We start from the raw sequence: 26,531 nt of genomic DNA on the forward strand, positions 1-26,531 counted from the left end.
TTGAAGAATGGGGAGGCCTTTTTGTTTATTTTACATATGCCGCCTTGTTGAGGTATTCAAAGCTTTTTTGGACACTGTCGATAGGTTCATAATTATACTTTTCAACCTCCACATAGAAATCCTTCATTCCTTGGGCATAGGCAGCCTCAAAGATTGGTTTGAAGTCCATGGTTCCGCTTGCCCCGATTTCCTCTTCATCCTTGATATGGAGTAGAGGGAATCTACCTGCGTATTTTTTCAGGTAATCCACAGCCGGATAACCGCCTTTTTGGGACCAATAGACATCAAGTTCAAAGCAGACAAGCTTTGGATCGGTATTTTTGATCATGTGGTCCATCATGATGGTTCCTTCGATTTTTTCAAATTCGCGGGAGTGGTTATGAAAACCAAACATCATCCCTGATCTTTTGGCCACGTCCCCTATGGCGTTGTAATAGTCACACCACACGTCCAATTCTGCCAAAGTCTTTGGAATAGGCATCGAGGGCTTGATCAGGTATTTGGCGCCCATCTTTTTATGGTCATCGGCTGCTTTTTTCCACCATTCTAAAGCCTCTTCCTTCTTTGCAGGGTCATATTGTGGTCCGCCTACGTGGGCACTTTGTAGTTTCATACCCAAGTCCTCGATATATTTTCTGTAAAACAAAGGCTCCATCTCATATACCAATCCATCTTTGTAGCTCGCATTCTCAAGGTGTCTGTATCCAATAGAAGATACAAGGCGTAAAGTGCCCTGAGGATCATCGGTCATGGCCTTTCGTACAGAATATAACTGCAATCCTATTGGCTTTTTGGCAAATGGTGCTGCAAATAAATCCTTGGGGGTAAGGATACTTCCCAATGCCAACGCGCCTGATATTTTTAAGAAATCTCTTCTTTTATTCATGATATGATGGGTTTAAAGTTTATATCCGTTTTCGTAATTGTAATGCATTTTTGAGCTTGCTTCCCAATCGTTTGGAAAAGTCTGTGTAGCAGGATCCCAATCCAATGGACGTCCCAATTCAGCGGCGATGTTGCCGATGGTACATACCACACAGGTGCTATGCCCGACTTCCACAGGTACGATCGGATCTTTTCTCTTAATGACTGAATCTATAAAATCCCAATAATGCGGTGGATAACCTAGCTTGGGAAGCTCCATGGTGGGCTTGAGACTTTTGTCAGAGGAATCAAAATTTCCCCTCGAAACCTTGATCCAACCCTCCTCGCCAATAAACTGAACGCCTTGCCTATTTCCGTCAAAAGGCCCGACCACCATTTCCACGCCGTTGGCATAATGGTAAGTCAATGGTTTTCCGTCTTTGGCAGGAATTACTTTGACAGGACCGCTCCTGTCCATACCCAATCCCCATTGGGCAATGTCAAACATGTGAGCACCCCAATCGGTCATATACCCTCCGCCGGTTTCTTTGTAAGATCGCCACGCCCCCCAAAGCTTTTCATTTTGTTCCGGTTGGAGAGAAATGGATGGATTGAGCTTTTCATTGTAATGGAGTTCAGGCAAGGGTCCGAGCCATGTTTTCCAGTCCAAACCTGCAGGGATTTCCTGCTTTTCAAGGTCATAGGGAACCGGATGTTCCGGTTGTCCGACATGTACGAGTACCTGTTTTACTTTTCCGATTCTTCCTTTCAATACCATGCGGGCAGCATGTTGGAAGTTGACATCCGAGCGCTGCTGACTCCCGACGGCGAGAATAGTGCCATGGGACCTAACTGCTTTGACCAATTCCTGACCTTCATGGATGGTGAGGGTAAGCGGTTTTTCGAGGTAGACATCTTTTCCGGCTTTGCAGGCATCAATCGCCATAAGGGCATGCCAATGGTCCGGTGAAGCAATCACGACTGCATCGATATCCTGCCGGGCAAGCAATTCCCTGTAATCAGTGTAAAGGTCTACTGTTGGAGCTGTTTTTTCCAACTCAGCGCTGATCTTGTTAACCCTGAGTCTGAACCTTTCCCGCTTGATTTCATATACATCTGCACAGGCCATTATTTCCACTCCGGGAATACGCATCATGCCATTCAGAATTCCCATGGACTGTCGGCCAACACCAATAAATCCCAACCTGACCTGATGGATGTCTGAGGTTTGAATTTGCTCAGAGGCAATGCTGATTCCTGGCAAAAAAGAAAGGCCTGCAGCGCTAAGAAGTGAGGTTCCCAAGAATTTCCTCCTTGAAACCTGGGCAATATTTTTTTTCATTTTCAATTGGGTTTATTGTTAATAATTACCCTTGACAGGTAAATTTGGATTATCTCAGGGTAAATTGCTATTTTTAGATAAGCACAATATAATATTACTTTAAATCGGGCTTTCATAAAAGTTTAGACCACCGAAATTCAATCTTGGAATTGGTTAGTTTGATGAAAGCCATGTTTTCTTATTTGTAAGGTGATGGACAAAAATAAACCCAAAATACTTGTCATCGGATCAGCCAATATGGACATGGTAATCGGGACCGATCATTTTCCTGTTCCCGGTGAAACGATAATGGGAGGACAATTTTCTTTGATTCCCGGAGGAAAGGGCGCCAATCAGGCTGTGGCTGCCGCAAGACTTGGTGGGGATGTCTGTTTTATTACCCAATTGGGAACTGATATTTTTGGAGATCAGAATCTTGAGAACTTCAAAAGAGAGGGAATAGACACCTCTTTCATCAAACAGAACCCCGACCAACCTTCCGGCGTGGCGTTGATCACTGTGGATAAGTCAGGTGAAAATACCATTATCGTCGCTCCAGGTGCCAATCACAGCCTTTCGGTAGCAGAAATAGCAGCAGCTTCAGAACCCTTTCAGCAAGCTGACATGGTGCTCATCCAACTTGAGGTTCCCTTGCCTGTGGTGATGGAAGCCTGCCAAAAAGCTTTTGGGTTAGGAAAAAGGGTTATCCTCAATCCCGCACCAGCTATGGATTTGCCTGAAAGCTTGTTTCGGTTTCTTTACCTGATTACTCCAAATGAAACAGAAGCCGAGTTTTTGACCGGAATCAAAGTGATAGGAGAAGCCTCGGCCTATCAGGCCGCCTCGAGGTTGAGAAACAAAGGAGTCCAAAGAATCATCATCACGATGGGGGCTGTCGGCGCTTTTTTGTTTACGGATACCTTTCAGGGAATCATTCCCACTACCAAAGTGGAGGTAAAGGATACTACTGCTGCCGGTGATACCTTTTGTGGGGCTTTGGCAGTGGCTTTGGGAAACGGGAAGAATATCCAAGAAGCAGTTGCCTTTGCCTTAAAAGCCGCCACGCTCTCCGTGCAGAGATTTGGTGCGCAGACCTCGATACCGTATTTGGAAGAACTTTGAGAAGCGAGAAACGAGAAACGAGAGACGAGACAATAGGACTAATTTGTAATTTAAGCTGATCTTATACCCTAAACGACTCTCCAACTTGAGAACTTGACAACGCGCATCTGACAACCATTACAACCAATACAACAACTACAACCATTAGAACCATAACACTCACACAACGCAAAGCTGACAACCCTTCCAACCCCCCAACCCTATGAAAACCAAATTGTGGATAACTTTTGCCCCTGTCCTTTTTGGATTGGTCTTTTTTTCATGTCAAAACGAAACGGTTTCCGAATTGGAAGCCCCTGCTACTTATGAAGAAGGTGCTACCATTGCCATCAGTAAGGAAAAACTTCAGGATAAAATCAAAGGTGGATGGGCAGGTCAGGTGATTGGCTGTACCTATGGCGGACCGACAGAATTTCGGTTCAACGGCACCATGATAGGCGACCATGTTCCCATTCCTTGGGATGAAAATCAGATGCTGTGGTGGTATGAAAACTCTCCCGGCCTGTATGACGACGTCTACATGGACCTGACTTTTGTGGATATCTTTGAAAAACACGGTTTGGATGCTGCAGATTCTTTACACGCCTTTGCCTTTGCAAATGCGGAATACCAGCTTTGGCATGCCAACCAAGCCGCCCGCTACAATATCCTCAACGGCATGATGCCTCCGGCCTCCGGATATTGGAAAAACAACCCGCATTCCGATGACATCGATTTTCAGATAGAGGCAGATTTCGCCGGATTGATGGCTCCGGGAATGGTCAATGCAGCCGCAAACATCGGTGACCGGATCGGTCATATTATGAATTATGGCGACGGTGTCTATGGTGGGATTTATGTAGCTTCGATGTATGCCTTAGCATTTGTCCACGATGACATGGTATTTGTGGTGGAGGAAGCCCTGAAGACCATCCCTGCCGAAAGTGAGTTTCACCAATGTATCGCCGATGTGATCAAGTGGCACAAGCAATATCCTGATGATTGGAAACAGACCTGGTTTGAAGCCCAAAAGAAATGGACCAAAGAAAAAGGTTGTCCTGATGGGGTATTCAAAGCTTTTAACATTGATGCCAAAATCAATGCCGCCTACATTGTCATCGGGCTTTTATATGGCGATGGTGATTATGGCAAGACCATTGACATCAGTACCCGCTGTGGCTATGATTCAGACTGTAATCCGGCCAATGCAGGAGGGATTTTGGGAACCATGATCGGATACAGCAATATTCCCGATTATTGGAAGCAGGGAATCGACAAAGTGGAAAACAAGAATTTCAAATATACCACCATGTCCCTCAACAAAGTCTATGAGGTCGGTATGGACCATGCGGTCCAAATGGTCAAAAGAAACGGAGGCGAAGAAACTGCCGACGGAATTACCATCAAATATCAAAAACCCGTTGCCAAGCCTTTGGAAATTGGTTTTGAAGGAATTTATCCAACCAAAAGGGCTTCCATCTTCAAGCCTTTGGACAAAAAAAATGGGAGTGTTGAATTTGCCACAGCAGGAAATGGATTTGTACTCACCGGAGAGGCTGTCAAAGATGCCTCCCTTCCTGACGCAGTCCTGGAGTTGGAGGTCTTTGTGGATAACGTGCTGATGGAAAAGGTCAAAATGTCCACAAGCTTCCAAAGCAGGAAGCATGAGATTTTTTGGAATTATGACCTAAAGGAAGGAGATCATGCGGTCAGACTTGTAGCCGTCAACATCCCTACCGGATACCGTGTCAATGTCAACGAGGCCATCCACTATTCCTCTGTTGATCCGGGGAATAAAAACTATTAATCCCAAAACCCAATCCTTATGAAAAAGACTTATCCGATTATTCTTTCCCTTTTTGTTCTGCTTTTTTCCTGCCAAGGAAAAGTAGAAAAAACGACCGAAGAGGAAGTGTTGCCTGTAGAAAACAAAGTGCGTCTCATTTATGATACGGATGCTAACAATGAATTGGATGACCAGTTTGCCCTGATTTACCTGTTGCTTAACGGGGAGACTTTTAACCTTGAAGGCGTCACTGTCAATGCGACCAAAAGCGGGGGTGATATCAACGGACATTATGAAGAAGCAAAACGGATCATGCAACTTGGCCTCAGTTATGGAAAGATTCCTTTACTCAAAGGGGCCAATGGATCTTTTGCTGACATCCAGGGTACCGTCGCAACCGGGAATTTTGACGGTCAGGAGGCAGTGGATTTCATCATCGAACAGGCAAATGCCGACAATCCCGAAGAACTCATTCTACTTGCTGTTGGGAAATTGACCAATGTCGCTTTGGCATTGGAAAAAGACCCATCCATTGCCTCCAAAATGCGGGTGGTTTGGTTGGGATCCAATTATCCACAACCCGGTGAATATAATCAGGACAACGATACCGTTTCTATGAATTATGTGTTGAACACACTCGTCCCCTTTGAAATGGTCACTGTCCGCTATGGCGAACCTTCAGGAACGGATGCGGTCAAGGTCACCCAAGATGAAATCAACAGCCGAATGCCCGGTTTGGGACCACAAATCGAAACTCCAATCGTTGGCAGGCATGGCGGAGAGTTTCACAATTTTGGGGACTATGCCGTCAACTTGTTTGAGCATATCGAATACCATGGCGATCCACCTTCGCGGGCTTTGTTTGACATGGTCGCAGCGGCGATTTTGAAAAATCCTGTTTGGGGAGAAAAAAGAGAGATTCCATGCCCGATCCTGATCGAAAACCAATGGGTAGAAAGGCCCGAGAACTCTAGGAAAATAGTCCTTTGGGAGAATTTTGACCGTGATGCCGTCATGGATGATTTTTACCAATCCTTTATCGATTACCAAATCGTCAATCCAAAATAATCCTTCCCATGTACATCATAGAATCTTATTCCCTAGCGGTTGTCTTTTGTATCATCACCATGTTTTGTTGGGGTTCTTGGGCCAATACACAAAAATTGGCAGGTTCTTCATGGCGGTTTGAATTGTTTTATTGGGATTATGTCATCGGGATTGTTATCCTCTCTTTGGTTTTTGGCTATACCTTGGGAAGCAGTGGAGAGGCAGGAAGGGGATTTACGGAAGATTTGTTTCAGGCTAGCAGCAGGAGTTATTCGCTTGCCTTTATCGGCGGGGTGATATTCAATCTAGCCAACATCCTCATTGTCGCTGCAATCGCCTATGCCGGGATGTCGGTGGCATTTCCTGTCGGCATCGGTCTTGCATTGGTATTGGGCGTCATTGTCAATTATGTTTCCAATCAGCAGGGAGATCCTGTCATGCTCTTTTCAGGGGTGGCTTTGGTGGTAGTCGCCATAATATTGGATGCGATGGCCTACCGGAAGCTCGCCTCGACCAACCAAAAAAACCCCAAAGTAGGATTGGTTTTGGCCTTGGTGGGAGGATTTTTGATGTCTTTCTTTTACTTCTTTGTGGCACAATCCATGTCGCTTGACTTCTCCAATCCTGAAGGTGGGAAATTTACCCCCTATGGTGCAGTTTTTGTCTTTTCAATTGGGATCCTGCTGAGCAATTTTGTGTTCAATACTTTCCTGATGAAAAAACCGATCGAAGGACCGCCACTGAAAGCACCGGATTATTTTGCCGGCAAGCTTCCCGTGCACCTTTTCGGAATCTTGGGTGGAATTATTTGGTGTGTGGGAATGTCTTTTAGCATCATCGCTGCAGAAAAAGCAGGCCCTGCCATTTCCTATGGTTTGGGTCAGGGGGCTACGATGGTCGCGGCTTTTTGGGGAGTATTTATTTGGAAGGAATTCAAAAGCGCACCCAAGGGAACGGGCAACCTGATCGCAGGAATGTTTTTATCGTTTGTGATTGGGTTGGGACTGATTGTCTATGCGGGAGTTTAAAAAGCTTCCTCTACATCATATTTCCACAAATAGAAAAAAGCCTGCTCCATTCCTTCAAAGCTCCTTCCGGGATTAGTTCTGATGGTTACTTGCTTTCCATCTTCGTCTTCGATTTTGACCATCTGATGACTTCCAAAATAGGAAGTCTTGACGATTTTTCCGCTCAGTTGCTGACCTGGTCTTTGCACCACTTCGGCATGCTCGGGTCTGAATATCAGCCTGACGGGGTGCTTGTGTTTTTTTGCTTCGGGATCCATGACAAATCCAAATGAAGTATAGAATCCTTCCTCTGCGGGAGTGGCGAAGATCTCATTTCTTTTACCAAAAAAATTGGCGACATAAGGATTTACCGGATTTTCATAGAGTTCCTTGGGAATGTCTATCTGCTGTAAGTACCCCTTGTGCAAAATGGCGATACGGTCGGCGGTGGACAGGGCATCTTTGGTATCGTGGGTGACAAAAATAGCCGTTATTCCTGTTTTTTTGATGATTTGACGGATTTCTTCCCTGACCTGATCTTTGAGCAAAGCGTCTAAATTGCTAAAGGGTTCATCCATCAACAGGATTTTTGGATTGGGTGCAATCGCCCTTGCCAAGGCTACGCGCTGTTGCTGACCACCGGACAGTTGGTGTGGGTATTTGGTGTCGTCTTCCTTGAGACCTACCAATTCCAAAGTGTTTTTCGCAATTTGGCTTCGATCACCCATGGATTTTTTGATGCCAAACTTCACATTGTCCAAAATGGTCAGATGTGGAAAAAGTGCATAGTCCTGAAAAACCATCCCAACCTGCCTTTCATGCGCAGGGACAGATTTTTTGCCTTCGACGATAACCTGACCCGAGAGGGAAATGGAGCCGGAATCAGGATGTTCCAAGCCTGCAATCAGCCGCAGAAGTGTGGTTTTGCCCGAACCGCTTTCTCCCACCAATGCCAAAATTTCTCCTTCTTTGACATCAAAAGAAACATCATTCACTGCAAAATCTTTTGCCTGACTGTACTTTTTACTGATTTTTTGGAGTGATAAAATTGTCATCCGGAGATTTTCGGTTTTTCCTCTTTGCCTCTTTTCATGATCATCCTGTTGAGCAAAATGATAGGAATGATTCCTGTCAAAATGATAATCAGGGCGGCATTGGAGGATTCAGCAATCATTTCATTGGTAGCCATGTCAAAAGTTTTGGTGGCCAATGTCTGAAAGTTGAAAGGGCGCAAAATCAAAGTTAAGGGTAATTCTTTTAATACATCCACAAATACGAGCAATACCCCCGAGACAAGACTTGTTTTGATCAGGGGAAGGTCGATTTTCCAAAGGGTCTTGGTACTTCGGACACCGAGCAACCTGCTTGCTTCATTGACATGGATGCCGATTTTTTGAAATCCCGCTTCTACCGGATTGTAGCCTACCGCCATAAACCGCACGATGTAGGCAAATACCAAGGTGAATAGCGTACCTGAAAAAAGCAGACCTGCTGTGGAGGAAAACAAGGTTCCATAGATCCATTTGTCAAGGGCAAGAAACGGGATCATCACTCCCACGGCAATCACGGCACCGGGAATGGCATAACCCAAAGTTGAAATTTTGGTGATGTTTTTCACCCATTGGAATGGACTCAGTCTGAGTGCATATAGCAAAACCACCGCAAGGAATACAATCACCAAGCCACTGACAGCGGCCAACCCAAAACTGCGGTAGATAAGCAGAAAGAAATCCTGATTCACCACTTTGTGGTAGGTCATACTCACCCAATGGAGAAGCTGAAAAAAGGGGAAGAGAAAACTGAGCAAGAAAATAAAGGTACAGATTCCTGTATAAAGTAATTTTTTACCAAGACTTGGAATGAGACGGGCAGTGGGTTTGTGGAGTCCGGTCACCGCGGCAAATTGCCTGTTTCCTCTTTGGCGGGATTCCAAGTAGAGGATCAGAAACACAAAAACCATCAATATCGCAGCGAGATAAATCGCCGTTGTGACATCACCCATCGAGAACCAAGCCCGGAAAATCCCGGTAGTAAAAGTATTGACACCAAAATATTTGACTGTCCCGTAGTCATTGAGGACTTCCATCGATGCCAATGCAATTCCTGCCACGATCGCCGGTCGCGCCATAGGCAATGCGACTTTAAAGAATGTCTTTAGCCTATTTGCTCCCAAGAGAAAAGAGGCTTCCTGCATGGTTTTGGATTGCTGCAAAAAGGAAGCCCGCGAAATCAAAAAAACATAAGGGTACAAAGTGATCGAGAGGATGAAGATCGCTCCGGGAAGATTCATCAGGTCTATCACACTTCCCTGGAAGTTGATATCAAAATTATTCCTCAAAAATACCTGAACGGGTCCTGTGTAATCAAAGATTCCCACATAGGTATATGCCATAATGTATCCCGGAAAACCCAATGGCAGGATCAACAGCCACTCAAAGTATTTTCTTCCGGGAAATTCATAATTGGAAACCAACCAAGCCGTACTGACTCCAATCAGAAAAGTAAAGAATGCGACACCTAGAAGGAGAAAAACAGTATTTTGGAAATAGCCAAAAAGGAGGGAGTTGGCGATATGTTGCCAACTCCCTCCGGGGCTATCAAATAATTTGATAAATATGGTAAACAGTGGGGTGACCACTAGAAGCAATATCAGCAACGAGTAGCCAGTCCACTTATTCCACCAATAATAATTACGTTTTAGGATATTCAATACTTCAGCTTATTTCCAACCTACTTTGTCAAAGATGACGACTGCATCACTGTTGTTGTCACCCAAAACAGAAAGATTTACCTCATCTGCTTTGAATGTTCCCCACTGTTTTAGCAAGTCAGACAGTTCAACATTTGGGTTGACAGGATATTCAAAATTGATGTTGGCCAACATTCCCTGTGCTTCTGCGGCAGAGAGAAATTCGATCAACTTGATGGCATTGTCTTTATTGGGTGCATGTTTGGTTACGCCGGCACCGGAGATATTGATATGCGTGCCACGGTCATTTTGGTTAGGGAAGAAAATAGCGATTTTCTCTGCTGCTTTTCTCTCCTCTTCATTCTCGTCATTGAGCATGATGCCGATGTAGTACGTATTGACGATGGCCACATCACCCTCACCTGCTGCAACAGCCTTCACCTGATCTCTGTCACTTCCTTTTGGTTCTCTAGCCATGTTGGCCAAAAGTCCCGTAGCCCATTGTTCAGCACCTTCTTTGCCATGTTGGGCAATCACGGAAGCCATCAAGGATTGGTTGTAGATATTTTCTGAAGATCTGGTCAATATTCTTCCTTTCCATTGAGGTTCAGTCAAGGCTTCATAGGTGCTCAGTTCTTCGGGTTTTACCCTTTCGGTGCTGTATGCAAATATTCTCGCCCTGTAAGTCAGTCCAAACCAAAATCCTTCAGGATCTCTGAATTTTGCAGGAATGTTAGTATTCAAAGTTTCAGAACTGACAGCTTGGAACAAACCTTTGCTTTCAGCCCTGTGAAGACGTCCTGCATCTACGGTAATCAACACATCAGCGGGTGAATTTGCCCCTTCCAATTCTAGTTTTTGGATAAGCTCATCAGCAGAGGCAGATACTACATTCACTTTGATGCCGGTCTGCTCGGTAAATTTGTCAAAAAGCTGTTGGTCTGCTTCATAATGTCTGTGGGTGTAGACATTGACCACTTCTTCTTTTTGTTCTGTAGTACCACCACAGGAGAGTAAAAATGCCCCAACGGAGGCCATTAAAGTCGATTTGATGATGTTTTTTAACATGGGTTTTTGAATTATTGGGCCAAAAATAATCATTATTTAAATCAAATCTAAATAAAAAGAAAAAGAATTTTATATTTGCATAGAACAAGAAAATCCTCTTTGGGATTCAACAATTACCTCAATATCACAGCGCTTATGACTATCCAACAACTTGAATATATCATCGCAGTGGACAAGCACAGGCATTTTGGGCATGCTGCAGAATCCTGCTTTGTGACCCAACCTACGCTGAGTGCGCAGGTAAGTAAATTAGAGAAGGAATTGGAAGTGATCTTGTTTGACCGGTCCAAAATGCCGGTGATACCTACTGAAATCGGAACCCAGATTATCGAACAGGCCAAGCGGGTAGTTTCTGAGAGTAAGGGAATTTTTGAACTTGTATCTCAACTCAAAGGCGATATCAGTGGTGTGATCAAATTGGGGATAATTCCCACTTTGGCACCCTATCTTCTGCACCGATTTATACGGTCTTTTCTCGAAAAATTTCCCCATGTCAAGTTGCAGGTGGAGGAAACGGTGACTGAAGATATTATCAAAAAGCTGAAAAATGACGAACTCGATCTCGGGATCGTAGCTACGCCTTTGGATGAAAGTGGCATTGTAGAAAAACCCATGTTTTATGAAAAGTTTTTTGCCTACCTGTCAAAGGGACATCCTTTGCTGTCCAAAGAAAAGCTTTTGATCAAGGACCTCGAAACCGATGACATGTGGATGCTGCAGCAGGGTCATTGTTTCAGAGATCAGGTGCTGAACTTATGCAGTCAGACCAAATTTCAGAGGATGAATTTCCATTATGAAAGCGGTTCACTCGAAGGATTGAAAAACATGGTCAACCAATATACCGGAATCACACTATTGCCCGAGTTGGCGACCGCTTCCCTAAACGACGAGGAAAAATCCCGGCTGAGGTCCTTCAGTGATGAGACTCCGGTGAGAGAAGTAAGCATTGTGCTGACAAGGAGTTTTCTGAAGAAGAAGTTGGTAGAATTGCTATACCATGAAATCTCGGCTGCCATCCCACAGGAGATGACTTCCAAAGCCCATGGAAAAGTGGTGAGATTTAAATGATTGGTTTTGTTGACAAATTATAATGGACAATAATTTTGTAATTTTCCAATCTTCCAATCTTCCAATTTTCCAATCTTCCAATCTTCCAATCCTCCAATCTTCCAATTTTCAAACCTTCCATACCTCCAACTTCCAACCTTCCCACCCACCATGTCCTCCCACCATTTTGTCAAAGAACAACAAGAGCCGGCTTTGCTGATTTTGGATACTGCTGGAATCAGTTTTGACCAGGTCGCACCCTTGTTGGAATGGGTTCCCACACTTTTGGTAGCGCAGGAAGCAGTTCCTGTTGTCATTTCCTGGGGAATAAAAATCGATTTGATTTTGGCCGAAATGGAATTTCAAAAAAGTCACTACCACCTTCTCGAAGAGCAATACCCTGTAAAGTTTTTGGGTGTCCAAGGAGACAAGTTCCTAGATGAAGGACTTCAATACCTGATTGCTTCCAAACATGGCGCGGTGAATATTATTGGCCTAGACCATTTGCGGGTATTTGACCTTGAACCGATGTTGGAGTTTTTGGATCTTGTGGTATGGGATGGTCCAATCCGCTATTTTCCTGTCAAAGACGGGCAGTTCAAAAAATGGTTTCCTGAAACCTCAATCCAGCTCCATGCTCCTGAAGGGACGATTTTGGAAATACAGAGTACTGACGGAAATGAGATTGTTCAGGTCAAGCACGCCACATTTATCGAAGTGGAAGAAGGAATCACCATCATAAAGGGTAAAGGAATTTTTTGGATAGGGGAATTTATGAATGCCTGATTTTTTACCAATCGCTGAATTACTGGAAACTGACCACTGCAAACTTCAAAACTTACTAAACTCATTGACGGTCAATACCTTTTCCTTTCACGCCTCTGATCATTCTTTGTTTTCCATTTAGGTCTTCGAAAATTGTGACTTCCTCATAACCCGATTTTTCCATCAAATGCCTGGTCTCTTTTCCAAAAGCCTCATTGATTTCAAAATAAATTTTTCCACCTGGCTTAAGTGAATTCTTCGCTTTTTGGCTGACTACGCTATAAAACAACAATGGATCTTCGTCGTAGACAAACAATGCCAAGTGGGGTTCATGGGCCAAAACATTGGTATGCATCAGTTCCTTTTCGGAATACCGGACATAAGGAGGATTGCTGACAATGATGTCAAGATCTTCAAAGGGAAGATCCTCTTTCAGAATATCCATTCGACTGAATGCTACTTTGGATTGAAGCAAGCCCGCATTCCTTTTTGCGATTTCCAAAGCTTCCTCACTGATGTCAATACCAAAGACAGTTGGAGTATTCATTTCGAGATCAAGTGAAATCGGAATACATCCCGAACCCGTTCCGATGTCGAGGATTCTCAATCCCTCTTTTGGGTTTTCTTTCAGTATCAAGTGGACAAGTTCCTCTGTCTCACTTCTCGGAATCAATACCGAAGGAGAAACTTCAAATTCCCTTCCATAAAAAGGCGCTTTGCCAAGGATATACTGAATGGGCATCCCCACCAACAGATTTTCCATGGCAAGAGTCAATCCGGATGGCAATGTTTCAAGGTTTTCATTCTTTAAGATATCCATCCTTTTTTTGCCTAGATAGGCTTCAAAAAGCCAAAGAACAAGACTCTCGGCTTCCTGTTTGGGATAGAGCACTTGGAGTTTGTGGGCATAATCCTGAAAAAGTCCTTGAAGTGTTGTCATATTTTCTCTTGGCTTACATTTATAAAATTATAAAAAATCAGAGCACCAATGCCATAGCATACTACATCCAAAATATCCGCCATGTAAGCATGAGACCATTTTGGAAGTGCATATTCAAATAGGAACGAGAAGTAAACCCATCCTAGGGCTACCTGAAATTTGGTAAATACTAAGGTGTTTTTCAGCGGATGAATCCATCTGAATACCTGCAGGGTGATGCCCAATACTACCGGCATGGCCAAAAGGTCATCCAGATAGGCATGCACAAAAGGAATAAATATGTGATGTATCCTTTCAAAATATTGATTCGCCCAAAAAATAATACATGGGAAAATGAAATAAGGATTTTTGAAAACAGTTATCATCCCGGCAACAGGGCGATCAGCCAAACCAAAAAAGTGATGATGGTCATGTAGATGGTATAGAAAAAATTACCCACGATTTTGGCATTTTTGACAAAAGCATTATCAGATTCTTTGATAAAAAAAATCCAGTTCTCAGCGTTTGTTTTCTTATCTTTTTCTCGGTTGATATGATATTCCAGGTCTTTACCACCCAGAGGTTTTCCGCAAGAAGTACAGGCCTCTGTCATAATTCCTGACCATGCTGACCAATTCCCACAATGGGGGCATTTTTTCTCTCCCATGGTTTAAAAGTAAAAAACAAAACCCAAAGACCATTACTTCTTTGGGTTTTGTTGATTATTGGAGGACTTTTTAGCTTTTACCGATAGGCAAAATTGTATTCCATTTCAGAAGGGAAAATACCCTCAGCAACTGTTTTTTTGGTCAACATAAAATTACCAATGATCAATGCATCGAGTCCTGTTGAATAGAAACACCTGATGGCATCTTTCGGGGATTCGACGACGGGTTCACCTTGGATATTGAAGCTGGTATTGAGTACAACTGGTACGCCTGTTTTCTCTCCGAGTTTTTTGATGACATCATAATATCTTGGATGAAGCTCTCTTCTGACGGTTTGCAATCGGGCACTTCCATCGACGTGGGTAACAGAAGGAATCACACTTTGCTTGTCTTTGAGAACATTACATACTTTCAGCATAAATGGGTCTTCGACTTCTAAGTCAAAAAACATATCCTTTGCTTCTACGATTGCCGAAGGAGCAAATGGCCTATAAGCCTCTCGGAATTTGATTTCAGAGTTAATTTTGGCTTTCATATCAGGAAATGCCGGATTGGCAAGGATACTCCTGCTTCCCAACGCCCGCGGACCGATTTCCATTGGACCTTGAAACCAGCCTATGATTTTTCCACTTTCCAACAAACTTGCCGCTACCTCGCAGATATCATCATGCTGACTGTAGATAAGCTTGCAGCCCGTGAGGATTTTTTCAATCTCTTCATTGGTATAGCGTGTGCCCACATAAGGGTTCATGTGAACAAAATTCCTTTTATTTTCAAGTATTCCATTGTATAGGTAATAAGCGGCCCCTATCGCAGTTCCATTATCTCCAGCGGCCGGCATGACATAGACATCTTTGAATTTGCTTTCGCGGACGATACGGCCATTCATGACGCTGTTCAAAGAAACACCTCCCGAGATTACCAAGTATTGGGCATTGGTTTTTTGGTGGAGTATCTCACATATTTCAAGAACCCTGTCTTCCAAAACTCTTTGAAAGGCAGCAGCAACATCCATATGGTGCTTTTTAAATTCCTCTCCGGGTCTTCTCGGAGTTCCAAAAACCCTCAAAAATTTGGACGATAAATGAGAAAATTTCTGCGGATTATACTGCATGTTTTGGAAGTTGAAATAGCTCAAATCCAGTTTTATCCTGCCTTCTTTGTCGATAGAAACAATCTTTTCAACTTCCTTTTTGAAAACTTCAGGATCTCCCATCGGGGCGAGTCCCATGGTTTTGCCTTCATCATAATTGGTCTTAAATCCACAAAATTGTGTCACAGCCTCATAAAATGAACCCAATGAGTGCGGAAAGAAGCTTTCTCCAAAGGCTTCAACTTTGTTGCCTTCGCCTTTGCCTAGCCAAGTAGTGGCCCACTCTCCCGATCCATCTATACCCAATAGTGCTGCTGATTCATAAGGTGAAACAAAGAAAGAACCCGGAGCATGGGCAAAGTGATGGGGAATGAAATGGACCTTAGGACCTTTTGTTTTGGTTCCAAAAATACCGGCATACCATTTCCAAAAACCTTTTTGTTTTCTATAAGAATGCACAAACTCATGGCTTATAAAATGCCGGATGGTCTTGACATGTGTAATACCATAAAGTAACTTTTTACCTAGATTATGGCTAGGTTTGATCGACACGGCAATGTGGTCAATATCTTTGTACTTGAGCTTAGCAATTTCTAAACAACGGGCAATGGCCAGTTCAGGAAAAAGTTTGGTATGTTTGTCGCGGTTGAGTCGCTCTTCCTCGATAGCAGCGACGAGTTTTCCATCTACCACTATGCATGCGGTAGAATCATGGAAAAAGTAATTAAGTCCTAATATAACCATAAAGAATCAGTTGGGCGTATAAGGGTGATATACGGTTTACGAAATAAATTGGATATGAAAATTAGAAAAAAAAATCAAACAAAATCTAATTTTAATCCTAAAATTTTCCAGAAAAAAACAAAAGAAAGTTTTCTTATTACATGTCGCGTTTTCTTGGGTAGGAACGTCTTGTGTTTATTCCAAATTAATTTGCTATGAAAAAGATTTTGCCTTTAATCCTCACATTTTCAGCCATCATGCTTTTCTCCTTTCAATGTGAAGAGGAGAATCCCGAAGAACAAATCATTGACGGATGCATCGATCCATCCAAGATAAAAACAGATGCTGCCTGTATTCTTTTATACGATCCGGTCTGTGGCTGTGACAAGAAGACCTACAGCAATAGCTGCGTAGCAATCAATGCTGGAGTCCTCACCTTTACCTCAGGAGCTTGTAATTGAGATTTCTTTTTTTCCTTCCGGGTGCTTGACGGCCAATACAACCAAATAAAGTTCCCCGGAAGGTTTTTTTACTTTTACCGGTAGAATTTTGGAAATCTTCGTAGAGGTGAATTTCGGATTCAAAGTATCATTTGGATTTTTTCCTGCCTCCATCTATATGTTTTGTGAAGCCCATGGCAGTGTCTTCACTGCCATTATGAAAAACCATTTAGATTGAAAATCAGTGAAGACCTTGACTCAGGCGAAGTATGTTCTCCCGCAGACTTCGCAGAATTTCGCAGAAGGGATTTGACAGGTCAATGATTTAGGGATTGATTATGGGAATTTTTCTGTGTCGATCCGCGTGATCTGCGGGACTTAAAATTGAAGAACTTTTTGTATGAAAAGTCAGTGGGGACACTGACTTGGGCGAAGTATGTTCTCCCGCAGACTTCGCAGGCTTTCGCAGAAGGGAAGGAATAAATAGTGCTTTCAAAGGAATATTTTTTGGAATCTTTCTTCGTCTATCCTCGCACCTGCCAGTGTCAGCACTGCCATTATAAAAAACATTATCGAATCAACAAGTCAGTGAGGACACTGACTCAGGCAGAGTAATTGATCTGCGTCGGTCCGCGTGATCTGCGGGACTTAAAATTGAAGAACTTTTTGTATGAGAAGTCAGTGGGGACACTGACTTAGGCGAAGTATTTTCTCCCGCAGACTTCGCAGACTTTCGCAGAAGAGAAGGAATAAAAAGTGCTTTCAAAGGAATATTTTTTGGAATCTTTCTTCGTCTATCCTCGCACCTGTAAGTGTCAGCACTGCCATTATAAAAAACATTTTCGAATCAACAAGTCAGTGAAGACACTGACTTAGGCGGAGGAATTGATCTGCGTCGATCCGTGTGATCTGCGGGACTAAAAATTGAAGAACTTTTTGTATGAAAAGTCAGTGGGGACACTGACTTAGGCGAAATATATTCCCCCAGACTTCGCAGACTTTTGCAGAAGGGATTTGACAGGTCAATGGTTTAGGGATTGATTATTGGAATTTTTCTGCGTTAATCTGCGTGATCTGCCGGAGCAATATGATCTAATTTTCTCCTGCAGACTTTTGCAGAGAGGAATGGATTTGTTAGAGGAATTAGGAAAATTTCGGGCAAATTATCTGCGTCAATCTGCGCGATCTGCGGGAATAAATGAATTATTTTTTCTCTACTGATTGCAGACCTTCAGGAAAGAAATTGCCAGCAATTCACCTTACAATTAAAAAATCTGCATGGTTGAGAACTTCACCATCTGTAATTTCAAGAAAGTCAACTTTGGCCAATGGCGGTCCGTGTTTCAGCCATTCTTCCATTTCCATCATAGCAGAAAGATTACCTTCCATTTCTACCAAGACGGACCCATCAGGCTCATTTTTCACCCAACCTTTAATCCCAAGCTCCAGGGCTTTTTGTTGGGTACTTTTCCGAAAGAAAACTCCCTGAACCCTGCCTGAGACTTTGATTTGCTTATTGATCTTCATACCATTTTTCTTCGAAAGTCGAAGTTACTTCCACATCTGCAGTAAGAACCCTATACACCATCCAAAGAACCAAAACCGGTGAAAAGGAAAATACAAACAATATCAAAGAAGTAGCAAGGTTGACCTGAATGGCTGTCACATAGACGATCAAAACCGCGGTTACCAAATAAACAGGAAAGAGGTAGTTTTTCATGGCTATCAATGTTTTATAACCTGATAACAAAAAATCAAATCCGATTGTTGCATCTGCTTTCAATCCAAATCAGAAAGACAATCCTTGCGGGAATAGGGATGGAATAGGTCTGTTAGCCCTGTTACATTCAGGACTGGGCTTATTCACTTTCGGCTGCAAGCCAGCCTGCGGCGAGCTTGTATCCAAGTGTCAATATGATGGCCCCCGTAAAAAGCCCGATAAACCCGGAAAATATAAATCCCCCTATAGCGCCCATAAACACAATGGCCATCGGTGCAGGTGCGCCTTTTCCCAATAAGATCGGCTTGAGAAAATTGTCCAACAAACCTGCCACCAGCATCCACACGGTAAACAAACTCGCTGTCAGGCTGTCGGCTGTCCCCCAGATATAGATGATCGTCCCGATGGAAACCGGAAGTATACCGATCTGTACAATAGACAATATCAGGCAGATCAAAATCCAAACTCCTGCAAAGGGTATTCCGGCGACGACAAGACCAATACCGGCAAAGACAGCTTGGATCAAAGCAACTCCCAATATTCCCTTGACTACATTTCGTATGGTCACCTCGGCACTATCGGCCATATCTTCACCCATTTTTCCAGCAAGCTTGGTGAAAAACGTCTTGAGCATTTGGGAGCCTTCCTTAGCATAGGCGAGCATGACCCCGCTGATGCCGATGGACAATGAAAATAACAGCAAACCCTTGGCGCTGCTCTTCAAAAGGTCCAGAAACTTCAACAAATATGGCCTGATTTCATCTTGGTGATTGGTCAGGGTTTGGGAAAGACTTTCCGAAGCCTCTACCCAAAGTGCATAAATCTTTTTCCCGATAATCGGCCATTCTGCAACTTTCTCAGCCGGTGGAGGCACGTGCAGGTCGTTGTTTCTATAGGCATCAACCAGCTCTTTGAATTCATCCGCTGTCGCAATCAGCAACAATACGCCAGGTCCGATGATCAGCAACAGTAGCGTCAGGGCTATGATGGTGGCAGAAAGTGCATTCTTTCCCTTCAACCTACGTGAAAGTCGAATATGGAGAGGGTAAAAGGTTGTCGCCAAAACCGCCGCCCAAACCAAAGGTGTGATGAAAGGCTCCAGAATGAAAAAACACCAAACCAACAATAAACCAAGGGCAAGCAACTGAAGAGAATGAAAAACTACCGGGTTGATTTTGATTTTTGGGCTCGATTCGGGCAGGTTCTTTTCCATATAAGTTGCTGAGAGTTTGGGTTTCAAAATCTAAGGTAAGCGTCCTTTGGCAATGGAATGGCATTATTTAGAAATAAAATTTGGATAAAATTCCATCTTTGCCAAATTTTTATAGGTCAAAACCATTTCAGCCTCAATAACCACTAACCTAATAACCCGTAACCAAAACCCCACCCAATTATTTTTTCCCGAATCCAAACCAGCTTTGCCTTGATTGTGTTATGACTTTGCTATGAAAGGATTTCGATTTACGCAATACGTCCCGCCCAACGATCCGGAGAAAAACACCTTCGAAAACCTGCTCAATATTTTCCTCCAGCTCGTGACCATGACCGGCGGGGATGTGGCCGAGGCACTTTCTTGGTTGACCAACCTCGACAAGCGCTACAACATGACCAATCCCGGTTACGGCATCGGTGATTTTATAGAAGATCTCAAAACCAAAGGCTACCTCACTGAGGAAAATCAAAAAGGAGAATTCAAAATCACTTCCAAAGCCGAGCAAACCATCAGAAAAAGTGCGTTGGAAGAAATCTTCGGCAAACTCAAACGCGGCAAAAGCGGCCAACACCGCACCACCCACTCCGGTCAGGGCGAAGAGAAAGGAACTGACCGCCGGCCTTACACTTTTGGGGACAACCTTGATCAAATAGCACTTACCGATTCGATCAGAAATGCACAGGTAAACCACGGTTTTGGAGGAGATTATCTTTTGACCGAAGATGATTTGGAAGTTGTCGAGAATGAATTCCGCTCCCAGACTTCCACCGTGCTGATGATTGACATCTCGCATTCCATGATTTTGTATGGTGAGGACAGGATTACGCCTGCCAAGAAAGTCGCCATGGCACTCGCCGAACTCATCAAAACCCGGTATCCAAAAGATACCCTCGACATCATCGTCTTTGGCAATGACGCTTGGCAGATTGAGATCAAAGATCTGCCTTACCTCCAAGTCGGTCCTTACCATACCAATACCGTCGCAGGATTGGAATTGGCGATGGACTTATTGAGGAGGAGAAAGAATCCCAACAAACAGATATTTATGATTACCGACGGCAAGCCCACTTGTCTCAAAGTCGGCATCAAATACTATAAAAACGCCTTTGGCATCGACAGCAAGATTCTCAATGAAACCCTGAAACTCGCCGCACAATGCCGCAAGCTGAAGATTCCTGTCACCACATTTATGATTGCTTCGGATCCTTACCTGAAGGAATTTGTCAAGGAATTTACCAAAGTCAACAACGGAAACGCCTATTACAGTAGCCTCAAAGGTCTTGGAGACCTGATTTTTGAAGATTATAAAAGAAACCGAACCAAAAAATTTTAACACATGGATTACAGCAAACTAGCAGGAAAAGACCTTTTGAAAATAAAAACCCTAGGCGAACTCAAAGCCGCCGGATACCAATCCAAATCCATCAAAGAAGAACTCCGCCAAAACCTGATCCACAAGATCAAAAACAAAGAAAACGTTTTCGAAGGAATTTGGGGATATGAAGATACAGTCATTCCTGACATCGAGCGGGCAATCCTTTCCCGTCACAATATCAACCTCCTCGGTCTCCGCGGTCAAGCCAAAACCAGGATTGCGAGACAAATGACGCACTTGTTGGATGAGTACATTCCTGTAGTGGAAGGCTCCGAACTCAATGATGATCCTTTTGCTCCGCTGACGACTTTTTCCAAAGAACTCATACAGCACAAAGGCGACCATACGCCCATCTCATGGTGGCACAGGGATGAACGCTATACTGAAAAGCTTGCAACCCCAGACGTATCGGTAGCTGACCTTATCGGGGATGTGGATCCGATCAAAGCTGCGACGATGAAGCTTTCTTACAACGACGAGCGCGTTATCCACTATGGACTTGTCCCCCGCTCCCACCGTTCTATCTTCGTCATCAACGAACTTCCCGATCTTCAGGCAAGGATACAGGTGGCACTTTTCAATATCCTGCAGGAAGGAGACATCCAGATCCGAGGATTCAAATTGAGGTTGCCGCTTGATATTCAGTTTGTTTTTACCGCCAATCCGGAGGACTATACCAACCGAGGTTCGATCGTCACTCCGCTAAAGGACAGGATCGAAAGTCAGATCATCACGCATTATCCCAAGAGCATTGAGATCGGCAAAAGAATTACCGCACAGGAAGCAAAACTGGACGGAAAGCCTTTGGACAAAATCCATGTGCCGATGCTGATGAAAGACCTCATCGAGCAGATTGCCGTGGAGGCGAGAAAGAGTGAATATGTGGATGAGAAAAGCGGTGTGTCAGCCCGTCTGACTATCTCCGCTTATGAAAACCTCATTTCCGCTGCCGAAAGAAGGATCTATATGAATAATGAGGAAAATACGGTTGTCAGGATATCGGACCTGATTGGCGTCATTCCTGCCATCACAGGCAAGGTGGAACTCGTCTATGAAGGCGAACAGGAAGGCGCAGGACTGGTAGCTTATACCCTGATCGGCAAAGCCATCCGGACCTTATTCACAGATTTCTTCCCTTCACCTGAGCAAAAGAAAAAAGAGAAAACCGATAACCTGTACACCCTGCCGCTGTCATGGTTTGGGGAAGGAAATACCCTCGATTTATTGGCTTCGCAAAGCGACAAAGAATACAAGACACTCCTGCATCAGGTTCCGGGGCTCGAAAGCATCGTGACCAAACAGGTGAAAGCATTACCCGAAAGAGAAAAGGAATTCTTCATGGAATTTGCACTTCATGGATTGGCAGAATACAGCCAACTCAGCAAAAAAATGCTCGACACCGGGATGCAGTTCAAGGACTTGTTCAGCTCGATGTTTGACATGGGGACACCCGGGGACGAGGATTTTGATGAAGACAATTAAATATTCCAATACACACAGCTAATCAATGAAAAACCCTCCTGAGCCATCGGGAGGTCTTTTATTCTTAGGGGATAGTACCATTAAATCAAAAATAAATACCAATATTGATATTTTCTACTTATTTTTATTAAATTAGAGTGTCATTTTTATTTCGCTTTCTTTGCCATTAGCCAACGACTACCAGTAACCTATTATTCCTTCTCTGACAGAAACCGGTAGAAACATCTATTTTAATTTTCTCATTACGCATTACGGGTTCCCAAGCTTTTTTCTCCATTTGAAAATTTTCAAAGTACCGGGTATTATCAGTAGCGTCCATTCCATTTATTTTCTCCAATTGAAGGTTTTGTTTGTGTTCAAACAGGACCAAATCTATTTCATCAGTATTCATTACTCCATTTAAATTCAAAAGGAACTTACCGAAAATCCTCCAACAGAGTAGGTATAACTATTAAATTTAAGCCAAATGAAAACTTACTTTTCTTTAAAAAATGGACTAGGCTTTGGCCTGGTTTTAACGCTTTTGTTTACATCCTGCCAAACAGATGAATTTACAGAAACTGCTGTCGTGAAGGAAGACCCGGCTACCACCGAAACAGTTGAAGAAACAGATCCCACCCTTCGGGTAAACAACTCACTCGTATTTCCAAAAACTGCCCACATGTTTGGAAAGAGTACTGCAGGTTGGGCCATTGAATTTGGGAAAAAGGTATATTCCCTCAATTGCGAAACCATCTTTATTCATCAAATGCTGAACTTGGGCGGCAAAGTGGTTGCACCTTTTGGGTATTCTATAGGTACCTCTGCGGATGAGTATACGATCACCCAAGACCAACATGTTTTACTATCGCCCGCTTTCTTCTTTAATAATTATCCATGTCCTGCGGAATATGAATGGGGACCGGAGGAAGGACAAAGTCTGGAAAGTTTTTTAAGCGACTATGCTAAAGGTATAATTGATCCCATTGAAAAAGTTGAAGTATTTATTGATGGCACTGAGATTGAGGACCCCATGGCATACAGGCTTAGCACAGATCTATTTTATTTTAAGGGCAATCCCGCTTTGATGGAATGTTATGATGTTTGTGTTACAGGTGAGCCTCAACCGGGGTTGATTGATGGATATTTTATGATGTTAAAGAAACTGAAAATCGGAAGGCATGAAATTCTTGTTAGAGGTGAAATTCCATCACAAGATTTCGTTTACGAGTGGAATCTTGTTCTGACAGTGGTAAAATGAGGCTATTCCAGTCTGAGTCCCAAGTCTTGATAAAGGCAAAAAAATCTTCCAATTCGCACAGCTAATCAATGAGAATGACCCTCCTGAGTTATCGTGAGGGTTATTTTTTTAAAATGTTACCCACGCAGAGCCAGTCTTGTTATCCTGCTTTTCCGGAAGCAGGAAATCTCCCACCGCTATCCTGCTTCTCCATTTGATGAATATCCCAATGGATTTCAAATGAAGAACAATTCTATTAGACAAAGGGTGCATAGCCCTCTAATCTTCGTAATAAAAAGCATCAAAAACCTACTCAAGAGGGGCAGGGCCCTGAAATCTTAAAACCTAAGGCAAAAACAAATGAATGAACAATCTCAGGGCTACGCCCCTATAGTTCTTATACCATATCTCTTTGCTACGAAGATTTGGGGGCTACGCCCCACTTTTAATAAACAAAAAAACCGCCTTTCGACGGATTTTCTTTTTTTATATACTCCAGGTATTTCCCACATCGGAGAGAGGGATGCATCCAAGGAATTCACCCGGGATGGGATCGTAGCTAAGGACATTTTTGCCAATCTCCTCGGAAGAGAAGTATCCCCACATGGCCATGGACTTTAGCGAGCGGTAGAAACCTACCGGTTCCTGATTCCCAACGGCTGTTCCCCATACTTTTGGATTGAACTTCGGGGAACTTGCTTCTGCGGCTTTGAGGCAGGCGGTTTTGTCTTCCGGACTCAGGTTGGCAAAGACATCGCCATAAGTCGACTTGCAGTCCGCATTGAATTTTTCAATATCTGCCACCACCTTATCTTGGGCTTCTTTGTTGTAGGTTTTGGCAAACACCAAATCCATAAAGATATCTGTCTTCACATCCAAAGCTCCCGGTGTCTCGGTTTTTGGCAGGATAGTATCCACAAATGAGGAGATAAACCTCGCCTGATCTTCATTCAAAAAGACCGGTTGCCAAGTCAGTCTGTCCTGCTTGGCGCAGGATTGAAGCAGGGAAAGGAGTGTCGGCGCTGCGGCGGCTGATCCCGCCAAAAGGGCTGTTTTTCTAAGTGCGTCTCGTCTGTTCATGGCATTAGAGGTTATTTTTTTTGAGTTCGTCGACGGCAAAGTTTGCTGCCCGGGCAGTGAGTGCCATATAGGTAAGAGATGGATTGACGCAAGAGGAGGAAGTCATGCAGGCGCCATCGGTCACAAACACGTTTTTGCAGTCATGCACTTGGTTATTTCCATTGAGGACCGAAGTCTTTGGATCGCGTCCCATGCGTGCGGTTCCCATCTCGTGGATGCCGTATCCCATTTCATGTTTGTTGTCAAAGTCGGTGACATTTGTCAAACCAGCACGGTCAAGCATTTCCTTGGCATCTATCCTCATTTGGGCATTGATGGCAAGTTCATTAGCACCCCATTCAGCATCTATTGATAATGTAGGCTGACCCCATTTGTCGAGGACGTCTTTGTTGAGGTACACTTTGTTTTCATGGTAAGGAAGACATTCTGCAAAACCCGTAATGAAGAATTCCCAAGGTCCGGGTTTCATCATTCGGTCTTTGAAGTCTGCGCCAAAGTCCTCGACATTGGCTCCTGCACCCCAATTGCCTCTTCCGCCGCCACCTTGGAATCCAAATCCCCTGACAAATTTGTCGGATTTGGTTTTATCATCAAGGTTGACATACCGCGGGATATAGATGCCGTTTGGACGGCGGCCTTTGTAGTATTGGTCGTCAAATCCTTCTACTGTACCCATTGCACCGACCCGGTAAGTATGGTCCATGAGATTGTGTCCCAATTCCCCGCTGTCATTGCCGAGTCCGTTAGGGAACCGGTCAGAAACAGAATTCAACAAGATCTGTGTACTGCTCAGCGTGGAGGCATTGCAGAAAATGATTTTGGCATTGTACTCGATGACTTCACTTGATTCCGAATCGATGATCCTTACACCGGTGGCCCTTCCTTTTTCCTTGTCATAGATCAGTTCCTGTACAATGGAAAACGGTCTGATGGTCAGGTTTCCTGTGGCATTTGCAGCAGGTAAAGTCACCGCATTGCTGCTGAAGTAAGTGCCGTAGGGGCAGCCCCGGTCACAGCGGTTTCGGAATTGGCATTTGCCACGTCCGTTAAGCGGTTCGGTCAGGTGGGCCACCCTTCCGATGATCATATTTCTTCCTGAAAATTCCTTTTCTATTCTTTCTCTGACGTGTTTTTCCACACAGTTGAGCTCCATTGGAGGCAGAAAATGACTGTCCGGCAATTGTGGCAAGCCAAGTGCTTCCCCACTGATACCGGCAAACTTTTCTACATAAGTGTACCAAGATTCAATATCCTTGTATCGGATCGGCCAATCTACACCATGACCATCTTTCATATTGGCTTCGAAGTCCAAGTCAGACCATCGGTAGGTCTGTTTTCCCCAAAGGAGGGATCTTCCTCCCATCTGATGGGCACGGATCCATAGGAAAGGTTTGACTTCTGTGTAGGGGTTTTCGAGATCGTTGGCGTGGAAATGATGGTTCATCTCGCCGATAAATCCGGACCTGTTGCCCTTTGGGTGGATGTCCCTCTGCTCGGGAGTGAGTCCTCCACGGAGCTCGGTATCCCAAGGATCCAAAGTCATGGTGGGGTAATCCACAACATGTTCGACGATCCTGCCACGCTCGAGGACAAGGGTCTTCAGTCCCTTTTCGCAGAGTTCCTTGGCAGCCCATCCCCCGCTGATTCCCGAACCGATGACAATCGCATCGTAGGTCATCTCCTTTTTAGCATCGATATTAAAGTTGGCCATTACAATAGGTTTATTTAGAAGGGTAAAATATAGGTATTTATAAGGAAAAGCGGGAGTCAGCTTTCAGGATTTTACTTGGAAGGCTATATATCGGATAATTGACTCCCACAGATTGCGCAGATATGCGCAGAAAAATTTTATGGCAATTCAATTTTTGAAAAGTTCCCTCAAAGCCAAATTACTATGTGGTGAT

24 protein-coding genes are annotated in these 26,531 nt (G+C 43.9%); 10 read left to right on the top strand and 14 right to left on the bottom strand.

All coding sequences use genetic code 11. The annotated features are described in order from the left end of the window. Positions 1-25: 25 nt before the first annotated feature. Together MMU05_RS08005 and MMU05_RS08010 are read right to left on the bottom strand one after the other, a co-directional pair. Positions 26-886: a sugar phosphate isomerase/epimerase family protein gene (locus MMU05_RS08005; protein ID WP_241141154.1), complete on the bottom strand. Its 861-nt coding sequence runs from the start codon at positions 884-886 to the stop codon at positions 26-28. Positions 887-898: 12 nt separating this feature from the next. Then, complete coding sequence (locus tag MMU05_RS08010) at positions 899-2,206, bottom strand: Gfo/Idh/MocA family protein (protein ID WP_241141155.1); 1,308 nt, start codon at positions 2,204-2,206, stop codon at positions 899-901. Positions 2,207-2,398: 192 nt separating this feature from the next. Between MMU05_RS08010 and rbsK the strand changes: the two genes are divergently transcribed. The 4 genes from rbsK to MMU05_RS08030 all read left to right on the top strand — a co-directional run bounded on the left by rbsK (position 2,399) and on the right by MMU05_RS08030 (position 7,147). After that, positions 2,399-3,307, top strand: a complete 909-nt coding sequence (rbsK, locus tag MMU05_RS08015) for a ribokinase (RefSeq protein ID WP_241141156.1) — start codon at positions 2,399-2,401, stop codon at positions 3,305-3,307. A 202-nt stretch (positions 3,308-3,509) separates the two neighbouring features. Then, positions 3,510-5,093, top strand: a complete 1,584-nt coding sequence (locus MMU05_RS08020; RefSeq protein WP_241141157.1) for an ADP-ribosylglycohydrolase family protein — start codon at positions 3,510-3,512, stop codon at positions 5,091-5,093. A gap of 18 nt (positions 5,094-5,111) precedes the next feature. After that, a complete protein-coding gene (locus MMU05_RS08025) occupies positions 5,112-6,140 on the top strand; it encodes a nucleoside hydrolase (protein ID WP_241141158.1) in 1,029 nt (342 codons plus the stop codon). Between the two features lie 8 nt (positions 6,141-6,148). Next, positions 6,149-7,147: a GRP family sugar transporter gene (locus MMU05_RS08030; protein ID WP_241141159.1), complete on the top strand. Its 999-nt coding sequence runs from the start codon at positions 6,149-6,151 to the stop codon at positions 7,145-7,147. On the opposite strand, the gene MMU05_RS08035 is transcribed toward MMU05_RS08030, so the two are convergent. Genes MMU05_RS08035 through MMU05_RS08045 form a run of 3 tightly spaced genes read right to left on the bottom strand, consistent with a single transcriptional unit; the run spans position 7,144 to position 10,916 of the window. Then, positions 7,144-8,181, bottom strand: coding sequence for an ABC transporter ATP-binding protein (locus MMU05_RS08035; protein ID WP_241141160.1), 1,038 nt, complete (start codon positions 8,179-8,181; stop codon positions 7,144-7,146). The two genes, MMU05_RS08030 and MMU05_RS08035, sit on opposite strands and share 4 nt — an antisense overlap. After that, complete coding sequence (locus tag MMU05_RS08040; protein WP_241141161.1) at positions 8,178-9,836, bottom strand: ABC transporter permease; 1,659 nt, start codon at positions 9,834-9,836, stop codon at positions 8,178-8,180. Before MMU05_RS08040 ends, MMU05_RS08035 begins: the two co-directional genes overlap by 4 nt. 9 nt (positions 9,837-9,845) lie before the next feature. Continuing rightward, positions 9,846-10,916, bottom strand: a complete 1,071-nt coding sequence (locus MMU05_RS08045; protein WP_241141162.1) for a Fe(3+) ABC transporter substrate-binding protein — start codon at positions 10,914-10,916, stop codon at positions 9,846-9,848. Between the two features lie 102 nt (positions 10,917-11,018). Between MMU05_RS08045 and MMU05_RS08050 the strand changes: the two genes are divergently transcribed. Both MMU05_RS08050 and MMU05_RS08055 read left to right on the top strand, forming a co-directional pair. Further along, entirely contained in the window at positions 11,019-11,951 is a 933-nt protein-coding gene (locus MMU05_RS08050; protein WP_241141202.1) for a hydrogen peroxide-inducible genes activator, read from the top strand. 150 nt (positions 11,952-12,101) lie between these two features. Then, positions 12,102-12,716 carry a thiamine pyrophosphokinase gene (locus tag MMU05_RS08055; RefSeq protein ID WP_241141163.1) on the top strand — a complete coding sequence of 205 codons (615 nt, stop codon included), beginning with the start codon at positions 12,102-12,104 and terminating at the stop codon, positions 12,714-12,716. Between the two features lie 61 nt (positions 12,717-12,777). Here MMU05_RS08055 and prmC read toward each other — a convergent pair whose 3' ends face one another. The 4 genes from prmC to MMU05_RS08075 form a co-directional block, all read right to left on the bottom strand. After that, a complete protein-coding gene (prmC, locus tag MMU05_RS08060) occupies positions 12,778-13,635 on the bottom strand; it encodes a peptide chain release factor N(5)-glutamine methyltransferase (protein ID WP_241141164.1) in 858 nt (285 codons plus the stop codon). After that, positions 13,632-13,901, bottom strand: coding sequence for a magnesium citrate secondary transporter (locus MMU05_RS08065; protein WP_241141165.1), 270 nt, complete (start codon positions 13,899-13,901; stop codon positions 13,632-13,634). Before MMU05_RS08065 ends, prmC begins: the two co-directional genes overlap by 4 nt. Positions 13,902-13,996: 95 nt before the next feature. Continuing rightward, a complete protein-coding gene (locus tag MMU05_RS08070; RefSeq protein ID WP_241141166.1) occupies positions 13,997-14,281 on the bottom strand; it encodes a hypothetical protein in 285 nt (94 codons plus the stop codon). A gap of 77 nt (positions 14,282-14,358) precedes the next feature. Next, the gene (locus MMU05_RS08075) at positions 14,359-16,119 is read right to left on the bottom strand and encodes a carbamoyltransferase family protein (protein WP_241141167.1); all 1,761 of its coding nucleotides are present in this window, start codon (positions 16,117-16,119) and stop codon (positions 14,359-14,361) included. Positions 16,120-16,313: 194 nt separating this feature from the next. Between MMU05_RS08075 and MMU05_RS08080 the strand changes: the two genes are divergently transcribed. Further along, positions 16,314-16,559: a Kazal-type serine protease inhibitor family protein gene (locus tag MMU05_RS08080; RefSeq protein ID WP_241141168.1), complete on the top strand. Its 246-nt coding sequence runs from the start codon at positions 16,314-16,316 to the stop codon at positions 16,557-16,559. Between the two features lie 1,233 nt (positions 16,560-17,792). Here MMU05_RS08080 and MMU05_RS08085 read toward each other — a convergent pair. The 3 genes from MMU05_RS08085 to MMU05_RS08095 form a co-directional block, all read right to left on the bottom strand. After that, positions 17,793-18,065 carry an acylphosphatase gene (locus tag MMU05_RS08085; protein WP_241141169.1) on the bottom strand — a complete coding sequence of 91 codons (273 nt, stop codon included), beginning with the start codon at positions 18,063-18,065 and terminating at the stop codon, positions 17,793-17,795. Then, the gene (locus MMU05_RS08090) at positions 18,052-18,258 is read right to left on the bottom strand and encodes a hypothetical protein (RefSeq protein ID WP_241141170.1); all 207 of its coding nucleotides are present in this window, start codon (positions 18,256-18,258) and stop codon (positions 18,052-18,054) included. Before MMU05_RS08090 ends, MMU05_RS08085 begins: the two co-directional genes overlap by 14 nt. A 139-nt stretch (positions 18,259-18,397) precedes the next feature. Next, entirely contained in the window at positions 18,398-19,471 is a 1,074-nt protein-coding gene (locus MMU05_RS08095) for an AI-2E family transporter (protein ID WP_241141171.1), read from the bottom strand. Between the two features lie 232 nt (positions 19,472-19,703). Between MMU05_RS08095 and MMU05_RS08100 the strand changes: the two genes are divergently transcribed. The 3 genes from MMU05_RS08100 to MMU05_RS08110 all read left to right on the top strand — a co-directional run bounded on the left by MMU05_RS08100 (position 19,704) and on the right by MMU05_RS08110 (position 23,568). Further along, a complete protein-coding gene (locus MMU05_RS08100; protein WP_113923534.1) occupies positions 19,704-20,804 on the top strand; it encodes a vWA domain-containing protein in 1,101 nt (366 codons plus the stop codon). Between the two features lie 3 nt (positions 20,805-20,807). Further along, positions 20,808-22,328, top strand: coding sequence for a P-loop NTPase family protein (locus MMU05_RS08105; RefSeq protein WP_241141172.1), 1,521 nt, complete (start codon positions 20,808-20,810; stop codon positions 22,326-22,328). A gap of 466 nt (positions 22,329-22,794) precedes the next feature. After that, on the top strand, positions 22,795-23,568 hold the full coding sequence (locus tag MMU05_RS08110) for a hypothetical protein (protein ID WP_241141173.1): 774 nt from the start codon (positions 22,795-22,797) through the stop codon (positions 23,566-23,568). Positions 23,569-24,033: 465 nt separating this feature from the next. On the opposite strand, the gene MMU05_RS08115 is transcribed toward MMU05_RS08110, so the two are convergent. Then, positions 24,034-24,627: a gluconate 2-dehydrogenase subunit 3 family protein gene (locus MMU05_RS08115; RefSeq protein ID WP_241141174.1), complete on the bottom strand. Its 594-nt coding sequence runs from the start codon at positions 24,625-24,627 to the stop codon at positions 24,034-24,036. A 4-nt stretch (positions 24,628-24,631) separates the two neighbouring features. Next, the gene (locus MMU05_RS08120; RefSeq protein WP_241141175.1) at positions 24,632-26,338 is read right to left on the bottom strand and encodes a GMC oxidoreductase; all 1,707 of its coding nucleotides are present in this window, start codon (positions 26,336-26,338) and stop codon (positions 24,632-24,634) included. Positions 26,339-26,531: the final 193 nt, after the last annotated feature.

The organism is Cognataquiflexum rubidum (assembly GCF_022538115.1).
Taxonomy (GTDB): Bacteria; Bacteroidota; Bacteroidia; order Cytophagales; family Cyclobacteriaceae; genus Cognataquiflexum; species Cognataquiflexum rubidum.